This window comes from Lentzea guizhouensis (assembly GCF_001701025.1).
Lineage (GTDB): Bacteria > Actinomycetota > Actinomycetes > Mycobacteriales > Pseudonocardiaceae > Lentzea > Lentzea guizhouensis.
This window is the reverse complement of sequence record NZ_CP016793.1, coordinates 7,269,408-7,292,425: the sequence shown is the minus strand read 5'-3', so window position 1 is coordinate 7,292,425 and position 23,018 is coordinate 7,269,408. Positions and strand designations below refer to the sequence as shown.

1 protein-coding gene and 2 pseudogenes are annotated in these 23,018 nt (G+C 73.1%); all 3 read right to left on the bottom strand.

What is annotated here, in order from left to right; translation table 11 throughout:
* Nucleotides 1-83 precede the first annotated feature (83 nt).
* A pseudogene (locus BBK82_RS56915) lies at nt 84-1,340 on the bottom strand (condensation domain-containing protein); the annotation flags it as partial.
* Nucleotides 1,341-1,461: 121 nt separating this feature from the next.
* Nucleotides 1,462-9,378, bottom strand: a pseudogene (locus BBK82_RS35180) (amino acid adenylation domain-containing protein); the annotation flags it as partial.
* Nucleotides 9,379-9,449: 71 nt separating this feature from the next.
* The gene (locus BBK82_RS35175) at nt 9,450-22,907 is read right to left on the bottom strand and encodes an amino acid adenylation domain-containing protein (protein ID WP_472368453.1); all 13,458 of its coding nucleotides are present in this window, start codon (nt 22,905-22,907) and stop codon (nt 9,450-9,452) included.
* Nucleotides 22,908-23,018 lie beyond the last annotated feature (111 nt).

The following is a 23,018-nucleotide window of genomic DNA, read 5'->3' as shown; positions in this document are numbered from 1 at the left end:
GCGGAACCGTCCACCCGCACGTGCGGAAGACCGGCGACGGTGTCGTCCGCGGCGACCACGAGCAGTGGCTGGGCGTCGTCCAGCACGAACGCGATCCGCTCCGCCGGGTGCTCCGGGTCGACCGGCACGTACGCGCCGCCCGCCTTCAGCACGGCCAGGATCGCGAGCACCAGCTCGGCCGACCGCGGCAACGCCAGTGCCACCACCGACTCCGGTCCGACACCGGCCGCGATCAGGTGGTGGGCGATGCGGTTGGCCTGCGCGTTGAGCTCGGCGAAGGTCCACGACCGCTCGCCGTCGACCAGGGCCGTCGCGTCCGGCGTGCGGGCGGCGCGGTCCTGGAACACCTCGTGGTACGCAGGTGCCGGGCCCGCGGTGCCGGTGTCGTTCCACCTCTCCAGCACGGTCGCGAGCTCGTCGTCGGTGAGCAGCGGCAGGTCGGCCACGGCGCGGCCGGGCTCGGTGGTCGCGGCGTCGAGCAGCACGCCGACGTGCGCCGCCAGCCGCTCGGCCGTGGTGGTGTCGAACAACGCGGTGTCGTAGGTCAGCACCGCCTCCAGGCGGCCGTCGAACTCCTGGAACTGGAACGACACGTCGAAGCCCGCCGCGACCGACGGTGGCGGCAGCTCCTCGACGTGCAGGCCCGGCAGGCGCGGTTCGTCGCCACCGGTGTTCTGCAGCACGACCATCGCCTGGAACAGCGGGGTGCGGCTGGGGTCGCGCACGGGGTGCACCTCGTCCACGACCCGTTCGAACGGCACGTCCTGGTGGGCGAACGCGTCGAGCACCGTCTCCCGGACCTGGCCGAGCAGCTGTCCGAAGCCCTGCCCCGGGTCCACTGCGGACCTGAGCACCAGCGTGTTGACGAAGAACCCGACCAGGCCCTCCAGCTCGGTGCGGTCGCGGCCGGAGACGACCGTGCCGACGGCGACGTCCTGCTGCCCCGACCAGCGGGAGAACACCGCCTGGCAGGCGGCGACCAGTGCCATGAACAGGGTGCCGTCGTGCTCGCGGGCCAAGGCCTTGAGCCGGTCGGTGACCTCGGCGGGCACCTGGAAGTGCACCAGCGCGCCCTGCTTGCCGCGGGCGGCCGGCCGGGGCCGGTCGGTCGGCAGCTCCAGCGGCCGCACGCCGTCCAACGCGCGCCTCCAGTGCGCCAGGTGCTCCTGCAACGCCTCCTCGGTCGAGGCGTTGCGTTGCCACACCGCGAAGTCGGCGTACTGCACCGGCAGGTCGGGCAGCTTCGCGTCCCTGCCGTACGTCGCGGCCTCGTAGCAGGCACCCAGCTCGGCCAGCAGCACGCCGTTGGACCAGCCGTCGGTCACGATGTGGTGCAGCACCAGGGAGAGCACGTGGTCGTCCGGGCTCAGCCGGGCCAGCAGCACCCGCACCAGCGGGCCGTGCCAGGTCGAACGGCGTGGTCGTCTCACGGGTCAGGACGTCCGCCAGCTCCTCCTCGGTCACCTCGACCACCGGCACCTCGACGGGCTGCGGCGGGTGCACGACCTGCACGCCGTGCCCGTCCACCGTGTCGAACGTGGTGCGCAGCGACTCGTGCCGCGCCACCAGTGCCGTCAGGGCCGCGGCCAGCGCGTCGACGTCCAGCGGACCGCGCAGCCGCAGGACCGACGGCGAGAGGTACTCCACGCCGCCGGGTTCGAACTCGTCGAGGAACCACAGCCGCTGCTGCGCGAACGACAGCGGCAGCCCGCCGTCGCGCGGCACCACGGGGATCTCGTCCAGCCGGGCCTGTGCCGACTCGGCGACCAGCGCGGCGATCCCGGCGACGGTCGGGTGGGTGAACAGGGCACGCGGCGACATCTCCACGTCGAACGCGGCCCGCAGCCGGGAGATCACCCGGATGCTGAGGAGGGAGTCGCCGCCGAGCTCGAAGAAGTTGTCCCGCACGCCGATGCCGGGCACGCCCAGCACCTCGGACCAGATGTCGGCCACGTCCCGTTCCACGTCCGTGCGCGGTGCGACGTGCTCGGCGCGTGCCTCGGTGAAGTCGGGAGCGGGCAGGGCCCGGCGGTCGACCTTGCCGTTGGCGTTGAGCGGAATGGCGTCGAGCTCCACGAACGCCGAGGGCACCAGGTAGTCGGGCAGCCGGTCGCCCAGCCACGCGCGCAGGTCCTTGCCCGCACCCGTCACGTACGCCACGAGCCGCTGGTGACCGTCGACCTGGCGAGCGATCACCACGGCCTCCCGGACCTCGGGGTGCCGTGCCAGCGCCGCCTCGACCTCACCGGGTTCGACGCGGTGACCGCGGATCTTGACCTGGTCGTCGGTCCGCCCCAGGTAGTCCAGCGTCCCGTCGGCCAGCCACCGCGCCCGGTCACCGGTGCGGTACATCCGCTCCCCCGGCCCGCCGAACGGATCCGCCAGGAACCGGTCCGCGGTCAGCCCCGCACGACCGAGGTAGCCACGCGCCAGCTGCGCACCGGCCAGGAACAGCTCACCGGGCACACCGACGGGAACCGGCCGCAGGTCCGCGTCCAGCACGTATGCCCGCACGTTGGGCAACGGCCGCCCGACGACCGGCCGGCCACCACCGGTGATCCGGACGGACAACGCGTCCACTGTGGACTCGGTCGGGCCGTAGAAGTTGTAGCTCGCGGTACCGGGAACATCCGCCAGCCGCCGCCACAGGTCCTCACCGATCGCCTCGCCACCGAGCATCAGCACCTTCGGCCGGTGCTCACCGTCGAGCAACCCGGCCTCCACGAGCTGCCGGGCGTAGGACGGCGTCAGGTCCAGGAAGTCGATCCGCTGGTCGGCCACGTACCGCACGAGCGCCGGTGGGTCGAGCCGCAGGTCGTCGTCCAGGACGTGCAGCTCGTGGCCGTCGGCCATCAGCACGATGCCTTCGAGTGAGGTGTCGAACGAGAACACCGCCGACAACGCCACCCGCAGCCGGTTCCCCTCGACGAAACCCTCGCGGTGCGCCACCAGCAGGTTCACCAGGCTGCCGTGCTCGACCGCCACACCCTTGGGCCGGCCGGTCGAGCCGGACGTGTAGATCACGTACGCCGCATTGCCGGGCCCCACCGGCTTCAGGTCGTCCGAGCCGTACCCGTCGGCCTCGGGCAGTGCGTCCCGCACGATCAACACCGGCTTCGCGTCCTGCACGAGGAAAGCCACACGGTCGGCGGGCAGCGACGGGTCGACCGGCAGGTACACACCGCCGGCCTTCCAGATCGCCAGCAACGCCACCACGAACTCCACCGACCGCGGCAACGACAACGCCACCAACCGCTCCGGCCCCACACCCGACGCCACAAACACCCGAGCAACCCGGTTCGCCCACGCGTTCAACTCCGCGAACGACAACGACCGATCCCCCACCACCAGAGCGGTGGCGTCCGGCGTGGCACGCACCTGAGCCTCGAACACCTCGACAACCGACGCCGCCGACACGTCAGCTGCCGCGGTGTTCCACTCCTCCAGCACGAGTCGCCGCTCGTCGCCGGTCATCAGCGGCAGGTCCGACACCGGTCGCGCGGAGTCGGCGGCGATGGCGTCGACGAGCAGGAGCAGGCGGTCGGCGAGACGGCGGGCCGTGTCGGCGTCGAACAGGTGCGGGTCGTAGGCGAGGTCCAGGCGGAGCTGCTCGTCGAGAACAGCACTGAGGGTGAGCGCGAAAGTGGTCGTGTCGCGCGCCTGGACCTCGGTCGCCTGGATGCCGCCGACCTCGGCGACGTCGTTGAGCGGGTAGTTCTCGAACACGACGGCGCTGTCGAACAACGCCGACCCCGCCGGCACACCACTCCACGACCGCAGCTCCGCCAGCGACACGAAGTCGAACCGCCGCGACTCCGTCTGCGCGGCCTGCACCTCTCCCAGCCAGGTCGCGACGTCAGCGTCGGCGCGCACGGAAACCCGGGCCGGCACGGTGTTGATGAACAGACCGATCATCTGCTCCACGCCCGGCAGCTCACCGGGACGCCCGGACACCGTCGTGCCGAACACGACGTCGGACTCACCGCTGTAGCGGGACAACAACAACGCCCACGCACCCTGCACCACGGTGTTGACCGTGAGGCCGTGCCGGCGGGCGGTGCGGCGCAGCCGGTCGGTCTGCTCGGCGGTGAGCGCCACGGGCACCGCCGTGGACGACTCGGTGGCGTGGTCGCGGGCGGGCAGGCGGTCGTAGGGCAACGCGGTCGGCGCTGAGAAGTCCGCCAGCACCGCACGCCAGTGCCGTTCGGCCTCCGACCGGTCCTGCGCGTCCAGCCAGCGCAGGTAGTCGCGGAACGGCCGCCGCGAGACCACCTCGGGCGCGCTGCCGGCGGTGAGCGCCCGGTACTGCTCGCACACCTCGGCGAACACCTGCGCGAGGCTCCAGCCGTCCAGCAGCACGTGGTGGAACGTCCAGACGAGCAGCACCTCGTCATCGGACAGCCGGGCCAGGTCGATCCGCATCAGCGGCGCCCGGCGCAGGTCGAGTTCCTGTGCGACCAGCACTTCCAGCGCCCGTTCACGGTCCTGTTCGGACAGTTCGCGCCAGTCGTGGTGCGCCGTCGGCAGGTCCACCCGGGACCGGATCACCTGCACCGGCCGGTCGACGCCCTCCCAGACCAGCGCGCCGCGCAGCACCGGCGTGCGGTCCACCACGCGTTGCCACGCCGCGGCGAGGGCTCGTTCGTCGGCGACACCGGTCAACCGCAGCCGCACCTGGTCGAAGTAGGCGGTGGACGACGGATCCGCCAGGCCGTGGAAGAGCATCCCCTCCTGCAACGGGGTCAGCGGGTAGACGTCCTCAACGTCCGCACCGGTCCCGACCAGTCGGTCCACCGCCGCCTGGCCCAAGTGCGCCAACGGGAAGTCCGACGGCGTCCGGCCACCGGCGTCCGGCTCGGCACAGTGCGCGACGATCTCCGCCAAGCCGCGCATCATCGCGTCGGCCACGGCCCACACGGTCGGCTCGTCGTGCACACGCCCGGAGTACAGCCAGGTCAGCTCCAGCCGGCCGTTCTCGACCAGCCCGACGACGTCGATCAGGTACGCGCGGGTGTTGCCGGGAGCCGTGTCGCGGCCGAGCGGGGCGCACCGGGCGCGGACGAGCCCGTCGTCGTCGGCCGCGACGTCCCACTGGCCGTGGTAGTTGAAGCTGATCAACGGGTGCGGGTCGTCCCGCAGCGCCGCCGCCGGGGAGCCGGGAGCGGCCAGGTACTGCAGCGCCGCGTAGCTCTGGCCACGGCGTGGCAGTGCGCGGACCTGTTCCTTGACCGACTTCAGCACACCGCCCCACTCACCGGCCGGCACGTGCAGGGCGAGCGGGAACTGGCTGGTGAACCAGCCGACGGTGCGGGAGACGTCGAGGTCGTCGGGCACGTCCTCGCGCCCGTGGCCCTCCAGGCCGACCAGCACGCGGTCGCGGCCGGTCCACTCGGCCAGCGCCCGGCCGAGCGCGCTCAGCAGCACGTCGTTGACCTGCGTGCGGTAGACGCCCGGCACCTGGTGCAGCAACGCGTCGGTGTCGGCGGGGCTGAGCCGCACGGTGACCGACCGGACGTCCTCGGCGGGGTCACCGTCTTCGTGGTCGACCGGGAGCTCGGCGGGGGCGGACGCGGCGAAGCCGGTCCAGTGGTCGAGGTCGGCGTCCAGCTCGCCTGCAGCCACCCGGTCGGCCAGCCGGCGGGCCCACGTGGCGAACGCGGTGGTCACTGGTTCCAACGCGACCGGTTCACCCCGGACGACCTGGTGGTAGGCGGTGTCGATGTCGTCGAGCAGCACGCGCCACGACACACCGTCCACGACGAGGTGGTGCACGGTCAGGAACAACCGGAAGCGGTCGCCGAGGCGGAACAGCACCGCACGGATGAGAGGGCCTGCTTCGAGGTCGAGCGACGACTGGGCGGCGAGCGCGTCAGCCTGGGCGGCCTCCTCCTGCGCGGGCCCGTCGAGGCCGGCCAGGTCGCGCACCCGCAGGACGCCGGTCGGTGCAGTGGGTGCGAGGTCCTGGACCCAGCGGGACGAGGTGGGCGCGCCGGGAGTCGCGGTCTCACCGGGGCGAGCGCCACCGGACTGCCCGTCGCCGGCGCGGGTGAAGCGCGTGCGCAGTGCGTCGTGGTGCGCCACCACGGCGTCCACGGCGGTGGCCAGCGCCCGTTCGTCCAGGTCCGGCGCCAGCTCCACGTGGGTCGACATGGTGAAGTGGTGCGGGCTCGCGGGCGCGGTCTCGAAGAACCACTCCTGGATCGGCGTCAACGGCGCCGGACCCGCGACCGGGGCGTCCGGCACGCTGTCGGCCACCGCCGACGCGGTCGCGGCCAGCTCGGCGACGGTCGGGTGCAGGAAGACGTCCTTGGACGACAACCGGATACCGGCCCTGCGGGCGCGGGCGACGAGCTGGATGCTGAGGATCGAGTCGCCGCCGAGCTCGAAGAAGTTGTCCTCGATCCCGACGCGGTCGACGCGCAGCACCTCGGCCCAGACGCGGGCCAGCTCCCGTTCCACCGGTGTGGTGGGCTCGACGTGGCGGTCGGCGGCCGGGTGCGCCTCGGGTGCGGGCAGCGCGCGGCGGTCGACCTTCCCGTTGCCGCTCAACGGAAGCGCGTCCAGCACCACGAACGCCGAGGGCACCATGTAGTCGGGCAGCTCGCGGGTGAGCCACGTGCGCAGCTCGGCGTGCGCCGGAACTGTGCCCGCCGCGGGCACGAGGTAGGCGACGAGCTGCTTGCGGCCGTCGTCGGTGCGGGCGACGGTGATCGACTGGGCGACCTCGGGGTGGCGCACGAGCAGGGCGTCGATCTCCCCTGTCTCCACCCGGAAGCCGCGGATCTTGACCTGGTCGTCGGTGCGGCCGACGAACTCCACCACGCCGTGTGCGCGCCAGCGGCCGATGTCGCCGGTGCGGTACATGCGGGATCCGGGCGGGCCGAACGGGTCGGGCAGGAACCGCTCGGCGGTCAGGCCCGGCTGGCCGAGGTAGCCGCGCGCCACCCCGGCGCCCGCGAGGAACAGTTCTCCCGGCACCCCGACGGGCACCGGGCGCAGGCCTTCGTCGAGCACGTAGACCGCCATGCCGTCCAGCGGCCGGCCGATCGGGATGACGTCGGGCACGGTGTCCGTCATCGGGAACGACGTGGCGAACGTCGTCGTCTCGGTCGGGCCGTAGCCGTCGACCACGGTCAGGCCGGGGCACGCGGCGAGCACACCGCGCACGGCGGCCGCCGGCACCACGTCACCGCCGGTCCACACCTCCCGCAGCCCGGCGAACGCCTCCGGTGCCTCCTGGGCGACCAACCGGAAGAGTCCGGCGGTCAGCCAGATCGCGGTCACACCGTGAGCGACGGCGTCCCTGATCGCATCGGCGTCAACGTCACCCGGCCGCGCGACCACGACCTGGCCACCGCGCAGCAGCGGCACCCACAGCTCGTAGGTCGAGGCGTCGAACGCGGACGGCGAGTGCAGCAGCACCCGGTCATGCGCGCCAGTGGCGAAACGCGAGTCCAGCGCCAGCGCCACGACGTCACGGTGCCGCACGGCGACACCCTTGGGCACGCCGGTGGACCCCGAAGTGTGCATGACATACGCGAGCTGGTCCGGATGCACCACGACGGCGGGATCAGCGGCGCCGGTCCGATCGCCGTCGAGCACCACGACCTGTCCGGTGTGGACGGACGTGACCACGTCCCGGTTGCGCGGATCGGTGAGCACCACCGCGATCCCGGAGTCGGCGAGCACGCGCCGGGTCCGTTCGACCGGTGCGCGACCGTCGAGGGGCACGTACGCCGCACCGGCCTTGAGCACCGCCAGCTCGGCGACGACCAGGTCGGCGGACCGCTCCACGAGCAGCCCCACCGGGTCCTCCGGCCGCACGCCGAGCCCGATCAGCTCGCCGGCGAGCCGGTTGGCCTGGGCGTCCAGCTCGGCATAGGTGAGGACCACGTCGTCGAAGACCACCGCGGGCGCGTCCGGCGTGCGGCGCGCCTGCTCGGCGAACCGGCCGGTGATCGTGTCCTCGACCGGTGCGCGGTGGGCGTCGTTCCACCCCACCAGGACCTGGTCGCGTTCCGCTTCCGACAGCCAGGGCAGCTCACCCAGCGGCCGCCGCGGATCGGCCGCCGCGCCGCCGAGCAACCGCACGAGGTGGTCGGTGAGGCGGGCGATCGTGGTGGCGTCGAACAGGTCGGTGTTGTACTCCACCACACCGTCGAGCAGGCCGTCCCGCTCCTGGAACTCGATCGTCAGGTCGAAGATGGCGTCCCGCCGGGACAACCCGACCTGGTCGACCGCCAGGCCCGGCAGGGTCGGCGGGGTGCGCTCGGCGTTCTGCAGCAGCACCATCACGTCGAACAACGGGTTGCGGCTGACGTCACGCTCCACGCGCAGGGCGTCGACCACGTGCTCCAGCGGCACCTCGTCGTGGGCGTAGGCCTCCTTGACGTTCTCCTTGACCTGGTCGAGGAACTCGGCGAAGGACACCCTGCTGTCCACTGTGGACCTGAGCACGACGGTGTTGACGAAGAAGCCGACCAGCCGCTCCAGGCCGGGGCGGCCGCGGCCGGTGGTCACGGTGCCCACGGCCACGTCGTCCTGACCGGCATACCGGGCCAGCAGCGCCTGACACCCGGCCATCAGCACCGAGAACAGGATCGTGCCGCGATCGTGGGCGAGCGCCCGCAGCGCCGCGGTGGTCGTGGCCGGGATGGTGAACGACTGCACGGCGCCGTTCGTGGTGCGCACCGGCGGCCGCGGCCGGTCGGTGGGCAGCTCCAGCGGCGTGGTGCCGCTCAACCGCCGCGTCCAGTGCTCGACCTGGCCGCGCAACGCGTCACCGGACAGCCGTTCCCGTTGCCAGGCGGCGAAGTCGGCGTACTGCAGCGGCAACGCGGGCAGAACGGCCTCCCGTCCGGCCACGGCCGCGCCGTACAGCTCCCCCAGCTCCTCGGTCAGCACGCCCATCGACCAGCCGTCGGTGACGACGTGGTGCGCGGTCACCAGCAGCACGTGCTCGTCCTGCGCCAGCCGCACCAGCAGTGCCCGCACCAGCGGTCCCTGCCGCAGGTCGAACGGACGCGAGTACTCCTCGACCAGCAGCTCGTCCAGGTCGTCCTGTGCCTGGGCCACGGGCAGGGCGAGGTCGAACGGCGGGTGCACGACCTGCACGCCCACCCCGTCGACCTCGTCGAGCGTGGTGCGCAGCGACTCGTGCCGCGCCACCAGCCCGGTCAGGGCCGCGGTCAGCGCGGCCACGTCCACGCTCCCGGTCAGGCGCAGCGCCAGCGCGCTGTTGTAGCCCGAACCTCCGGGCTGGAAGCTGTCGAGGAACCACAGGCGTTGCTGCGGGAACGACAGTGGCAACGGCTTGGAGCGGTCAGCCGGTCTGATGGCGTCGGCCTGCTGGGAACGGCCGGAGAGGCGGCGGCGCATCTGCTCGCGCAGGTGCGGGGGCAGCGCGGCGATGCGGTCCTCGATCGACGACGACATGATGTGGTGTCTCCTCACAGTTCCTGGGGTGCGCCGTCATCGAGGGCGACTCGTTCGAGCTCGAGCAGGATCTTCTCCTCGACCAGCCGCGCCAGGTCGGCGACCGTGCCGGCGGTGAGGACGTCGTGCGGGGTCAGCGGCACGTCGAAGGCGCCGCGGCAGCGGGACGTGACGAGCAGGCTGCGCATGGAGTCACCGCCGAGTGCGATGAAGTCGTCCTCGGCACCGACGCGGTCCACGCCCAGCACCTCGGTCCAGATCTCGGCGATCACCTGTTCGGTGTCGGTCCTGGGCGCCACGTACGGCGCGGCGGACGCGGTCAGCGACGGCTCGGGCAACGCGGCCCGGTCGACCTTCCCGTTGGCGCTCAACGGCAACGCGTCGAGCACGACGAACACCGCCGGCACCATGTAGTCGGGCAGGGTCCGCCCCGCGAACGCCGCCACGTCCGCCGGTTCCGGCGCACGAGCGGGGTCGGTGGGCACCAGGTAGGCCACGAGCTGCTTGCCGCCGAGGTCGTCCTCGCGGACCACCACGACCAGCCCGCCCACGCCGGGATGACGCCCCAGGACCGCCTCGACCTCACCGAGCTCGATCCGGAACCCGCGCAGCTTCACCTGGTCGTCGGCCCGGCCGGCGAACTCCAGCGCGCCACCGGGCAGCCACCGCACGACGTCGCCGGTGCGGTACATCCGCTCCCCCGGCACACCGAACGGGCAGGCCACGAACCGCGAGGCCGTGAGCCCTGGCCGGTCGAGGTACCCGCGGGCCAGACCGGCACCCGCGAGGTACAGCTCGCCCGGCACGCCGAGCGGCACCGGGCGCAGCCGGTCGTCGAGCACGTAGGTGGACATGCCGTCGAGCGCGGACCCGATCGGCACGGTGTCCGGCACGTCGTGCTGGCCGGTCATCCGGTGCGCGGTCGCGAACGTCGTGGTCTCGGTCGGTCCGTACCCGTCGACCACCACCAGGCCGGGACAGGCCGCCATCACCCGGCGGACCGCCGTGGCGGGCACGACGTCGCCGCCGGTCCACACCTCGTGCACGCCTGCAAGGCAGCCCGGCGAGTCCTGCGCCAGCACGCGGAACAGGCCCGCGGTCAGCCACAGCGCCGTCACACCGTGGGACTCGATCAGCTCGCGCAGCACCGCCGCGTCGAGGTCCTCCGGCGGCGCGACGACCACGCTGCCGCCGCGCAGCAGCGGCACCCACAGCTCGTAGGTGGACGCGTCGAACGCCAGCGGCGAGTGCACGAGCACCGTGCGGTGGGCGGGTCCGTCGAACCGCGAGTCCAGTGCCAGCGCCACGACGTCGCGGTGCCGCACGGCGACACCCTTCGGCGTGCCGGTGGAGCCGGAGGTGAACTCCACGTAGGCGAGTCCGTCCGGGTGCGCGGCGACCGCGGGCCGTTCGGACGCCTCCTCACCGTCGGGCACCACGACGTGCCCGTCGAACAGCACGACGTCCGAGTCGGTGATCAGCACCTGGGTGCCGGCCTGCTCCAGCACCAGCCGTTGGCGTTCCACCGGAGCCCGGCTGTCCAGCGGCAGGTACGCGCCACCCGCCTTGAGCACGGCGAGCACCGCGACCACCACGTCGGCCGATCGGCGGAGCAGCAGCCCGACGCGTTCCTCCGGCCGCACACCGAGCGCGATCAGCCGCTGTGCCAACCGGTTCGCGCGAGCGTCCAGTTCGGCGTAGGTGAGCGACGTGCCACCCGCGACCACGGCCACCACGTCGGGAGCCTGGTCCACCTGAGCGGCGAAGATCTCCGCGACGGTCAGGTCCGGGACGCCGGCCTTGACCCGTTCCGGGAGGACGAGCCGCCGCTCGGCGTCGCCGAGGACGTCGACCTCGCCCACCGCCCGCCCGGGATCGGCGACCAGGCCGAGCAACGCCGTCGCCAGGTGGCCCGCGACCCGCTCGACCGTGCCGGCGTCGAACAGCGCCGGGTCGTAGCTCAGCCGGAACTCCAGCTCCGCGCCGGGACGGACGCCCACGCTGAGCGGGTAGTTGGTCGTCTCCACGGCGTCCAGGTCGCGCACGGTCACGCCGTGGGTCGCGACCTCGTCGACCGGGTAGTTCTCGAACACCACGATGCTGCTGAACAGCTCGGTGCCGCTCCACGCCTGCAGGTCCGCGAGCGACACGTGCTCGAACCGCCGGGCCTCGGCCTGGTCCGCCTGCAGCCGCCGCAGCCACACCGCGACCGGCTCGTCCTCCGCGATCGCTGTGCGCACGGGCAGCGTGTTGATGAACATGCCGGTGATGGCGTCCGCGCCGGTCAGGTCGACCGGGCGGCCGGACACGGTGGAGCCGAAGCACACGTCGGTCTGGCCGCTGTAGCGCGACAGCAGCAACGCCCACGCGCCCTGCACCACGGCGTTGAGCGTCAACCCGTTGCGCTGGGCGAAGTCGCGCAGCCCGGCACCGGGCAGCGTCATCGTCGTCCACTCCGCCGAGCGGGTGGCGTGGCCCGGTTCGGCGGGCCGGTCGAGCGGCAGCGGCGTGGGCGCGTCGAACCCGCGCAACGCCTGCCGCCAGTGGGTTTCCGCCTCGGCCGGGTCCTGGGTGGACAGCCAGCGCAGGTAGTCGCCGAACGGGCGGCGGGACGGGAGCTCGGGTTCGCGTCCGGCGGTGAAGGCGGCGTAGCAGGTGATCACGTCGCTGAGCACCTGGAACGTGCTCCACCCGTCGAGCAGGACGTGGTGGAACGTCCACCCGACCCGCACGGCCGTGTCCGACTCGCGCGTCAGCACCAGCCTCATCAACGGCGCGGTGCCCAGGTCGAGCTCCCCGTCGTCGCTCGGCAGGCCGACCTCGCGGCACACCACCTGCACCGGCCGGTCGACGCCCTCCCACACGACGCGGCTGCGCAGGATCGGGGTCCTGGCCACCACTTCGCGCCACGCACGGTCCAGCGCCTCGACGTCCGTGACACCGTCGAGGACGAAGGAGATCCGTTCGGTGTACAGGCCTTCGTGGCCGTGCGACAGGCTGTGGAAGACCATGCCCGCCTGCATCGGCGTCAGCGGGTAGACGTCCTCGACGTCACGGCCGTCCCCGACGATCCGGTCCACCGCGGCCTGGTCCAGGCCTGCCAACGGGAAGTCCGACGGCGTCCGGCCACCCGCACCCGGCTCGGCGCAGTGCGTCACGATCTCCCGCAACGCCAGCGTCATCGCCTCGGCCAACGCCCGCACGGTCGACTCGTCGTGCACCTCGTCGCTGTAGTACCAGGTGAGCTGGAGCCGTTTGTCCTGCACCGCGCCGACGACGTCGAGCAGGTGGTGCCGGGGCGTGTCGGGTGCGGCGTCGGCACCGATCCCGCCGATCGTGCGGAACGCCGTGCCGCCCGCGGTGCCGTCGAACTGCCCGAGGTAGTTGAACGCGACCGCGGGCTGCACGCCGCCGTACCGCGCGCCGTGGCCGATGCCGCGCCGGGGCACCGCGCGCAGCCGTTCCTTGGTCGCCTTCAGCACCGCGCCCCAGTCCCCGGCCGGCACGTCGAGCGCCACCGGGAACACCGACGTGAACCAACCGACCGTGCGGGACAGGTCGACGCCGTCGAGGAAGTCGCCGTCACGGCCGTGGCCCTCCAGGTCCACCAGCACCCGGTCCTGGCCCGTCCACCCGGCCAGCACCCGGCCCAACGCGCTCAGCAGCACGTCGTTGACCTGCGTGCGGTACACGGCCGGCACGTCCTGCAGCAGCGCCCTGGTCAGGTCGGCGTCCAGCTCGGCGGTGACACCGCGCACCGAACCGGTCGTGCCGACGCCGTCGCGGTCGACGGGCACGCTCGGGTCACCGGTGACGCCCGCCCAGTGGTCAGCCTCGTCGTCGAACCCGCCGGCCGCGGTGTACTCGGCCAGCCGCAGCGCCCAGTCCCGGAACGACGTGGTCCGCGCTCCCAGCGCGATCTTCTCGCCGCGCGCGGCCTGCAGGTAGGCGGTCTCCAGGTCCTCCAGCAACACCCGCCACGACACCCCGTCGACGACCAGGTGGTGCGCGGTGAGCCGGAGCGTGCGGGACGTGAGCGTGGCCCGCAGCAGCGGTCCGCGCGCCAGGTCGAACCCGCCGTCCACTCCGGACAGCACGTCGACAGGCTCGGCCGGCGGGTTGTACTGCTGCCAGCCGGAGCCGGTGCGGTCGAACCGCATCCGCAGTGCGTCGTGGTGCTCCACCAGACCCGCCAACCCCTTCCGCAACGCCGCCTGGTCCACCTCGTCGGTGAACTCGACGACGACGGACTGGTCGAAGTGCCCGGGATGCGGGGGTTCGGCGTCCAGGAACCAGCGCTGGATCGGGGTCAGCGGGACCTCGCCGACCGCCGGCCCCTGCGGCACGGCCTCCTCGGCGGCGACCGCGGGCACCGCAGCGGCGAGCGCGGCCACCGTGGGGTGGCTGAACAGGTCGCGTGGTGCCAGGCCGTACCCGGCCTGCCGGGCCCGCGACACGACCTGGATGCTGATGATCGAGTCACCGCCCAGCTCGAAGAAGTCGTCCTCGACGCCGACCCGGTCGAGCCCCAGCACCTGCGCCCAGATGCCGGCGAGCACGCGCTCGGGCTCGGTGCGCGGTTCGACGTGCCGGGCACCGGTCGTCTCCCACTCCGGCGCCGGCAGCGCCTTGCGGTCGAGCTTCCCGTTGCCGGTCAGCGGAAGCCGGTCCAGGTGCACGAACGCCGACGGCACCATGTGGTCGGGCAGGGTCCGCGCCAGGAACGCGCGCAGGTCGGCGCCATGACCGCCGACGACGTACCCGACGATGACGTTGCGCCCGGCGTGCTCGCGGACGTCGGCCGCGGCCGCGGTCACGTCCTCGTGCGCTTCGAGCGCGGCCTCGACCTCCCCGAGCTCGATGCGGAACCCGCGGATCTTGACCTGGTGGTCGGCGCGGCCGAGGTAGTCGAGCCGGCCGTCCTTCCACCGCGCCAGGTCGCCCGTGCGGTACATGCGCGATCCGGGCGCGCCGAACGGGTCGGCGACGAACCGGGACGCGGTCAGGCCGGGCCGGTTGAGGTAGCCGCGCGCGAGTCCCGCGCCGGCGACGTGCATCTCGCCGACGACACCGGGCGGCACAGGCCGCAGGTCCTCGTCGAGGACGTACACCCGCAGGTCCGGGATGGGTTCGCCGACGGTGCCGTCGGCGGGGGTCCACGTGACGTGCACGGTGGTCTCGGTGATGCCGTACATGTTGATCAGCTCGCCGGGACCGTTCCAGGCCGCCAGCTTGCGCACGTCCAGCGCCTCACCGCCGAAGACGACGTACCGCAGGCTGAGGTCCTGCGGCTGTTCGGCGATGAGCTGGTAGAACGCCGACGGCGTCTGGTTGAGCACCGTGACCCGTTCCCGCGCCAGCAGGTCGGCGAACTCGCGCGGCGAGCGCGACACCTCGTGCGGCACGACCACGAGCCGGCCGCCGTGCAGCAGCGGGCCCCACAGCTCCCAGACGGAGAAGTCGAAGGCATAGCTGTGGAACAGGGTCCACACGTCGTCGGCACCGAACCCGAACCAGGCGTCGGTGGCGGAGAACAGCCGGGCCACGTTGGCGTGCGGCACGACGACGCCCTTGGGCTTGCCGGTGGAGCCGGAGGTGTAGATGACGTACGCGGGGTTCTCCGGCCGCAGCACCACGTCCGGCGCGGTGGACGGCATGCCGGACACGTCCGGCAGCTCCGTCAGCACGGTCACCGGCCGGGTGTCCTCGACCATGCCCGCGATCCGGTCCTCCGGGTAGGACGGGTCGATCGGCAGGTAGGCGGCGCCGGACTTCAGCACGCCCAGCACCGCCACGACCAGGTCGGTGGACCGGGGCAGCCGCAGCGCGACGTACTTCTCCGGTCCCGCGCCCCGTTCCACCAGCAGGTGCGCCAGCTGGTTCGCACGCGCGTCCAGCTCGGCGTAGGTCAGGTGCGTGCCCTCGCAGGTGACCGCGACGGCGTCCGGGGTGCGCGCGGCCTGCTCGGCGAACAGCCGCGGCAGCGTCCCCACCGGGAAGTCCGCGCCGGTGGGGTTCCACTCCACCAGCACCTGCCGGCGTTCGGCGTCGTCGAGCAGCCGCAGCTCGCGCACCGGCTGGGCCGGGTCCACCAGCAGGTCGTCCAGGAGCAGCCGCAGGTGCCCGCCGAGCCGCTGCACGGTGGCCTCGTCGAACAGCGCCGGGTCGTGGTCGAGCTCGACCACGAGGCGTTGTCCTGGCGACACCACGACGGTGAGCGCGTAGTTGGTGGGCTCGTGCGCGGACACGTCGTGCAGCCGCAGGCCGTGCGCGGCCATGGCGTCCTCGTCGAACGGGTAGTTCTCGAACACGAGGATGCTGTCGAAGAGGTTGGCGCCGCCGGGCAGCGCGCTCCACCCGCGCAGCCGCGACAGGGGCACGTGCTCGAACCGCCGCGCCTCCGCCTGGTCGGCCTGCAGCTCCCGCAGCCACGACAGCTGGTCGCGGCCGCGGTCGACGGCGACCCTCGTGGGCACGGTGTTGATGAACATGCCGACCGTCGACTCGACGCCCGGCAGGTCAGCCGGACGGCCGGACACGGTGGTGCCGAACACGACGTCGGACGTGCCGGCGTAGCGGGCCAGCAGCACCGCCCAGGCCCCCTGCACCACGGTGTTCACGGTCAGGCCGTGGCGCTGGGCCGCCTCGCGCAGCCGTTCGGTGCTCTCCGCGGTCAGCTCGAACCGGACGGTGCCGCCGGACTGGGCGCGGTGCGCGTCGACCGGGCGGCGGTCGAACGGCAGCGGGGTGGTCTCGTCGAAGCCGTCGAGCACCCGCCGCCAGTACCGCTCGGCCTGCTCGCCGTCCTGCCGGTCGAGCCAGTGCAGGTACTCGCGGAACGCCGGGCGGGCGGTGGCGGGCCCGGCGGTGCCGCGGGTGATGGCGGCGTGGTGTTCACAGACCTCGGTGAACAGCTGGGCCGCGCTCCACCCGTCGAGCAGGACGTGGTGGAACGTCCACAGCACCAGCACCTCGTCGGGCGAGAGGCGGGCGATCGCGACGCGCATCAGCGGCGCGGTGGTGAGGTCCATCCCGGCCGCGCGGTCGCTCTCCTGCAGTGCGCGGAGCTCCTCGTCCTCGTCGAGACCGGTCCAGTCGAGGTACGTGATCGGGAGGGTGACGTGCGAGCGCACCCGCTGCAGCGGTTCCGCGAGGCCGTCCCACACGACCTCGCTGCGCAGCACGGCGTTGCGGTCCACGACGCGTTGCCAGGCCGCGCCCAGCACCCGCGGGTCGGTCACGCCGGCGAGCCGGAAGCGGACCTGGTTGAAGTACGCGCCCGAGGTCGCGCCGTCGACCAGGCCGTGGAAGACCATGCCCGCCTGCATCGGCGTCAACGGGTAGAGGTCCTCGACGCCGTCGCCGACGAGCCGGTCCACCGCGGCCTGGTCCAGGCGGGCCAGCGGGAAGTCCGAGGGTGTGCGGCCGCCGGAACCCGGCCGGGCGCAGTACTCCACGATCTCCCGCAACGATGCGGCGAGCGCGTCCGCCAGGCCGCGCACGGTCGCCTCGTCGTGCACCCGGTCGCTGAAGTACCAGGTGAGGTCGAGGCAGCCGTGCTCGACCGCGCCGACGACGTCGAGCAGGTGCGGGCGCGGGGCCTGCGGTGCGCTGTCGAGCTCCAGGCTGCCGCGCACGGCCCTCAGCACGCCGCCCTCGACGGCAGACCAGTCGAGCCGGCCGAGGTAGTTGAAGCTGATCTGCGGGCCGCCGGTGCCGGGCTCGTGCAGCGCGCCGTGGCCGATTCCCCTGCGCGGCACCGCGCGCAGCTGTTCCTTGACCGACTTGAGGACCACTCCCCAGTCACCGCCGGGCACGTCGAGCGCGACCGGGAAGATCGAGGTGAACCAGCCGACCGTGCGGGAGAGGTCGACGCCGTCGAGCACGTCCTCGCGGCCGTGGCCCTCCAGGTCCACCGGCACCCGCGTGCGGCCGGTCCAGTCGGCCAGCACCCGGCCGAGAGCGCTCAGCAGCACGTCGTTGACCTGCGTGCGGTAGGCGCCGGGCACGTCCTGCAGCAGTGCCCTGGTGGTCTCCGCGTCGAGCCGGACCGAGACGGCCCTGGTGGACCCGGCGGTGTTGGGGCCGTCGTGGTCGACCGGCAGGGACGGGTCCGCGTCGGTTGTGGCGGCCCAGTGGTCGCGTTCGTCGTCGAAGCCGCCGTCGGCGGTGTGCCGGGCGAGCCGGTGGGACCAGTCCTTGAACGACGTGGTCTTGGCGGCCAGCCGGACGGGCTCGCCGCGTGCCGCCTGGTCGTAGGCCGTGACCAGGTCCTCCAGCAGGACGCGCCACGACACGCCGTCGACGACGAGGTGGTGGATGGTCAGGCGCAGCACCGAGTTCTGCAGCTCGGCGTGCAGCAGCGGTCCGGTCGTGAGGTCGAACCCCGGACAGGGGCTGGTGGTGAGCAGCTCGGCGGGTTCGACCGGCGCGTTGTGCTGCCGCCAGCCGGACTCCGTGCGCTCGAACCGCATCCGCAACGCGTCGTGGTGCTCCACCAACGCGGTCAGCGCCGTGCGGAGTGCGTCGACGTCCACATCGGAGGCCAGTTCCGCCGTCAGCACCTGGTTGAAGTGCTCGGGGTGGCCGGGGTTCGTGGCGAACAACCACCGCTGCACCGGCGTGAGCGGCAGGTCCCCCGCCACCCGGCCCTGGTCGGCCTGGGCAGGCCCAGCCACCGCGGCCACGGCCGCGAGCGCCGCCACCGTGGGGTGCCGGAAGAGGTCGCCGGGGCTGAGCGCGAGCCCGGCCTGCCGGGCCCGCGACACGACCTGGATGCTGAGGATGGAGTCGCCGCCCAGCTCGAAGAAGTTGTCGCCGGCGCCGACGCGGTCGACGCCGAGCAGCTGCGCCCAGATCCCGGCCAGCACGGCCTCCGGTCCGTCGGCGGGCGCGACGTGCGTGCCGGTCGCGGTGGCCCACACCGGTTCCGGCAGCGCGTGCCGGTCGACCTTGCCGCTCGCGTTGAGCGGCAGGGCGTCCAGGACGACGAAGGCGGACGGCACGAGGTAGTCGGGGAGCGTGCGGCCGAGGAACTCCCGCAGCGCGGCCACGTCGGGCGCGGTGCCGACGGCGGTCAGGTAGGTGATGAGCCGCTTGCGGCCGGTGTCGTCGACGCGCACGACCGTCACCGCCTGGGCGACGGCGGGGTGCGCGGACAGGGCGGTGTCGACCTCGCCCGGCTCGACCCGGAACCCGCGGATCTTGACCTGGTCGTCGGTGCGGCCGACGAACTCGACCGTGCCGTCGGAGCGCCACCGCACCAGGTCGCCGGTGCGGTACATCCGCTCCCCCGGCGCGCCGAACGGGTCGGCGACGAACCGGGACGCGGTCAGCCCCGGCCGGCCCGCGTACCCGCGCGCCAGACCGGACCCCGCGATGAACAGCTCGCCCGGCACACCGATCGGCGTGGGCGTCAGGCTGTCGTCGAGCACGCGCAGCCGCATGCCGTCCAGGGGACGGCCGATGGGCACCACGTCGTCGACCGCGTCGGCGTCGGCCATGCGGTGCGAGGTGGCGAAGGTGGTCGTCTCGGTGGGGCCGTAGCCGTCGACCACGGCGATGCCGGGGCATGCGCGCAGCACCCGTCGGACCGCCGGTGCGGGTACGACGTCACCACCGGTCCACACCTCGCGCAACCCGGTGAGGCACTCGGGGTCGTCCTGCGCGATGACCCGGAACAGGCCGGCGGTCAGCCACAGGCCGGTGAGGCGGTGCGCGGTGACCAGGTCGCGCAGCCGGTCGGCGTCCAGGTCCTCTGCCGGGGCGACCACGACGGTGCCGCCGTTCAGCAGCGGCACCCACAGCTCGTAGGTGGTGGCGTCGAACGCGGGGGCGGAGTGCAACAGGACCCGGTTGTGCGCGCCGCCCGCGAACCGCCGGTCGCGCACGAGGTCGGTGACGTCGCGGTGCCGCACTGCGACGCCCTTGGGCACACCGGTGGAGCCCGAGGTGTGCATGACGTAGGCGAGCTGGTCCGGGTGCACGACCACGTCCGGTGCGGACGCCGGCCCGTCCTCGGTGCCCAGCACGACGACGTGACCGTCGTGCGCCTCCTGCGCGGTCGCCAGCCAGGTCTGGTCGGTGAGCACGACGGCGGCACCGCTGCCCGACAGCAGAACGGCCAGCCGCTCGGCGGGAGCCCTGGTGTCGAGCGGGACGTACGCGCCGCCCGCCTTCACCACGGCCAGTTCGGCGATGACGAGGTCGAGCGAGCGGCCCAGCAGCACCGCCACCGGCTGTTCGGGGCGCAGCCCGTGCCGCAGCAGGTGGTGCGCCAGGCGGTTGGCGCGGGTGTCCAGCTCGGAGTAGGTCAGCGACGTGCCGTCGGCGACGACGGCCTCGGCGTGCGGGGTGCGCCGGACCTGGTCGGCGAAGAGGGCGGTGATCGTGGCCGGTTCGTGCCGGCCGGTGTCGTTGAACGCTTCCAGCACCTGGTGGCGTTCCCGCTGGCCGAGCAGCGGGAGTTCACTCAGCCGCACGCCGGGGGTGACGCCGTCCAGCAGGACCCGGAGGTGACCGGCCATCCGCCGGATCGTGGTGGCGTCCCACAGGTCGGTGTTGTACTCGATGGACAGGTCCAGCGAGCCGTCCCGCGGCCAGAACTCCACCAGCAGCTCGAACCGCGCCCGCGGCCGCGGCAGGTGGTGCTCTTCGACGACCAGCGCGTCGACCGTCGTGGGTCGCACCATCTCCTGCTGCAGCACGACGAGCGCTTGCACGAGCGGGGTGCGGCTCGGGTCGCGGTCCGGTCGCAGCTCGTCGACGAGCCGGTCGAACGGGATCTCGTCGTGGGCGAACGCGTCGAGCACGGTGTCCTTGACGTCGGCCAGGAACTGCCCGAACGACACCTCGGGGTCCACTGTGGACCGCAGGACCAAGGTGTTGACGAAGAACCCGACGAGGTCGTCGAGCTCCGGCCGGCCACGTCCGGCGGAGGCGGTGCCGACGGCGACGTCACGCCGGCCGGTGTAGCGGGCCAGCAGCAGCTGCACAGCGGCCGCCAGCGTGGTGAAGAGAGTGGTGCCGCTGTTCCTGCTGACCTCGGTCAGGTGCTGCACCAGCTCGCCCGGCAGGGCTTCGCGGTGGACCGCGCCCGCCGTGGTGCGCTGTGCCGGGCGGGGCCGGTCGGTGGGCAGGTCGAGGGGTTCGAGGCCGGCGAGGACGTGCCGCCAGTGGTCCAGTTGCCCTGCCACGGCCGGGTCCTCGACGCGGCGGGACTGCCAGGCCGCGAAGTCGCCGTAGCGGATGGGCAGCGGTGTCAGCTCCGGCGCGGTTCTTCGGAGGGCGGACCGGTACAGCTCCAGCAGGTCGTCGACCTGGACGCGGACCGACCAGCCGTCGGTCACGATGTGGTGCTGGTCGAGGAGCAACACGTGGTCGTCCTCGGCGAGCTCGGCCAGCACGGCGCGGACCAGCGGCCCGGTGCTCAGGTCGAACGGCGTGGTCAGCTCTTCGGCGCACAACCGGTCGAGCGCGTCGTCCTGGTCCGCGGCGGCGGAAAGGTCCTCCACGCGCAGCGGCACCGTGGCGTGGGCGGCGACCACCTGCACGCCGTGGCCGTCGACCTCGGTGAAGGTGGTGCGCATGGTCTCGTGCCGGGCGGCCAGTCCGTTCAGGGCGGTCCGCAGGGCGTCGAGGTCGAGCGGGCCGCGCAACCGCAGGGCGACCCCGGTGTTGTAGTCGGTGGCGGTGGGGTCGAGCTCGTGCTGCAGCCACAACCGTTGCTGTGCCGGGGAGAGCGGCAGCACGCCGTCGTGCGGCACGGTCGTGATCCGGTCGTCCGCCGTGATGGGCAGGCGGTCGGCGAGCAGGTCGGCGAGACCGGCCACGGTCCGCGCGTCCATCAGGTCCCTCGTGGACAACGGCACGTCCAGCGCCGTGCGCAGCCGTGACACCACGCGCAGGGCCTGGATCGAGTCGCCGCCGAGGGACAGGAAGTCGTCGTGTGCGCCGACTCGGTCCGGGTCGACGCCGAACACCTCGGCCCACGCCCGTGCGATGGCGCGTTCGGCGGAAGTGCGGGGTGCGACGTGCTCCGTGCGCCGGTCGAGGTCCCAGTCGGGCGCGGGCAGCGCCTTGCGGTCGACCTTCCCGTTGCTGTTGAGCGGAAGGCGGTCCAGCACCACGAACGCCGACGGCACCATGTAGTCGGGCAGCGAACGCAGGAGGAACGCGCGCAGCTCGTCGTCGGACGGTGCCGCCGTGGACACGACGTAGGCGACCAGGCGCTTGACCCCGTTGTGGTCCACCTGCGCCTGCACCGCGGCCTGCACGACGTCGGGGTGCTTGGCCAGCACGGCCTCGATCTCGGCGGTCTCGACCCGGAACCCGCGGATCTTGACCTGCTCGTCGACGCGGCCGACGAAGTCGACGGTGCCCTCCGGCGTCCACCGCACGAGATCACCGGTGCGGTACATGCGGTCGCCGGGTGCGCCGAACGGGTCGGCCAGGAAGCGGTCCGCGGTCAGCCCGGGGCGGTGGAGGTACCCGCGGGCGAGACCCGTGCCCGCGATGAAGAGCTCCCCGGTCTCCCCGTCCGGCACCAGCTCCAGCTCGTCGTCCAGCACGTGCAGGCGCATGCCGTCCAACGCCGTGCCGATGGGCAGGACGTCAGGCACCGCCCGCAGGTCGGGCAGCGGGTGGGAGGTGGCGAACGTGGTGGTCTCGGTGGGGCCGTACACGTCCACCACGGTCGTGCCGGGGCACGCCTGCAGCACCCGCCGCACCGCCGCGGCCGGCACGACGTCACCGCCGGTCCACACCTCGCCCAGCCCCGCCAGGCAGGCCGGGTCGTCCTGGGCCAGCACCCGGAAGAGCCCCGAGGTGACGAAGAGCCCGGTCACGCCGTGCTCGTTGATCGCCTTCCGCAGTACCTGTCCGTCCACATCGCCGGGCGGAGCGATCACGGCGGTGCCACCGTTGAGCAGCGGCACCCACAGCTCGTAGGTCGACGCGTCGAACGCCATCGGCGAGTGCACCAGCACGCGGTCGTGCGCGCCGCCCGTGAACCGCTTGTCCCGCACCAGGTCCACCACGTCGCGGTGGCGCGCCGCCACCCCCTTCGGCACCCCCGTGGACCCCGAGGTGAACACGACGTACGCGAGGTTGTCCGGGTGCACCAGCGCGTTGGGCGCGCCCTCTCCCTCGTCGGTCACGAGGAGCACGTGACCACCGTGGACCCGTTCCGCCACGCCTTTCCACGTGTCGTCGGTCAGCAGGACCGACACCCCGGCCTCCCCCAGGACGGTCGCCATCCGCTCGTCGGGCGCACGGGCGTCGAGCGGCACGTACGCGCCACCGGCCTTGAGCACGGCGAGCAGGCCCACCACCAGCTCGGTCGACCGCTCGACCAGCACGCCGACCGGCTGTTCCGGCCGGACCCCCAGCCTGGTGAGGGATCCCGCGAGCCGGTCGGAGCGCGCGTCCAGTTCCGCGTAGGTGTGCTCGCCGTCGTCGGCGACCACCGCCACCGCGGCGGGGGTGCGCCGGACCTGCTCGGCGAACAGGCCGGCCACGGTGTCGCGCTGATCGGCGCGGAACGGGCCGCCGACCGGCGTGGTCGCGGGCACTGTGTCGGGGAG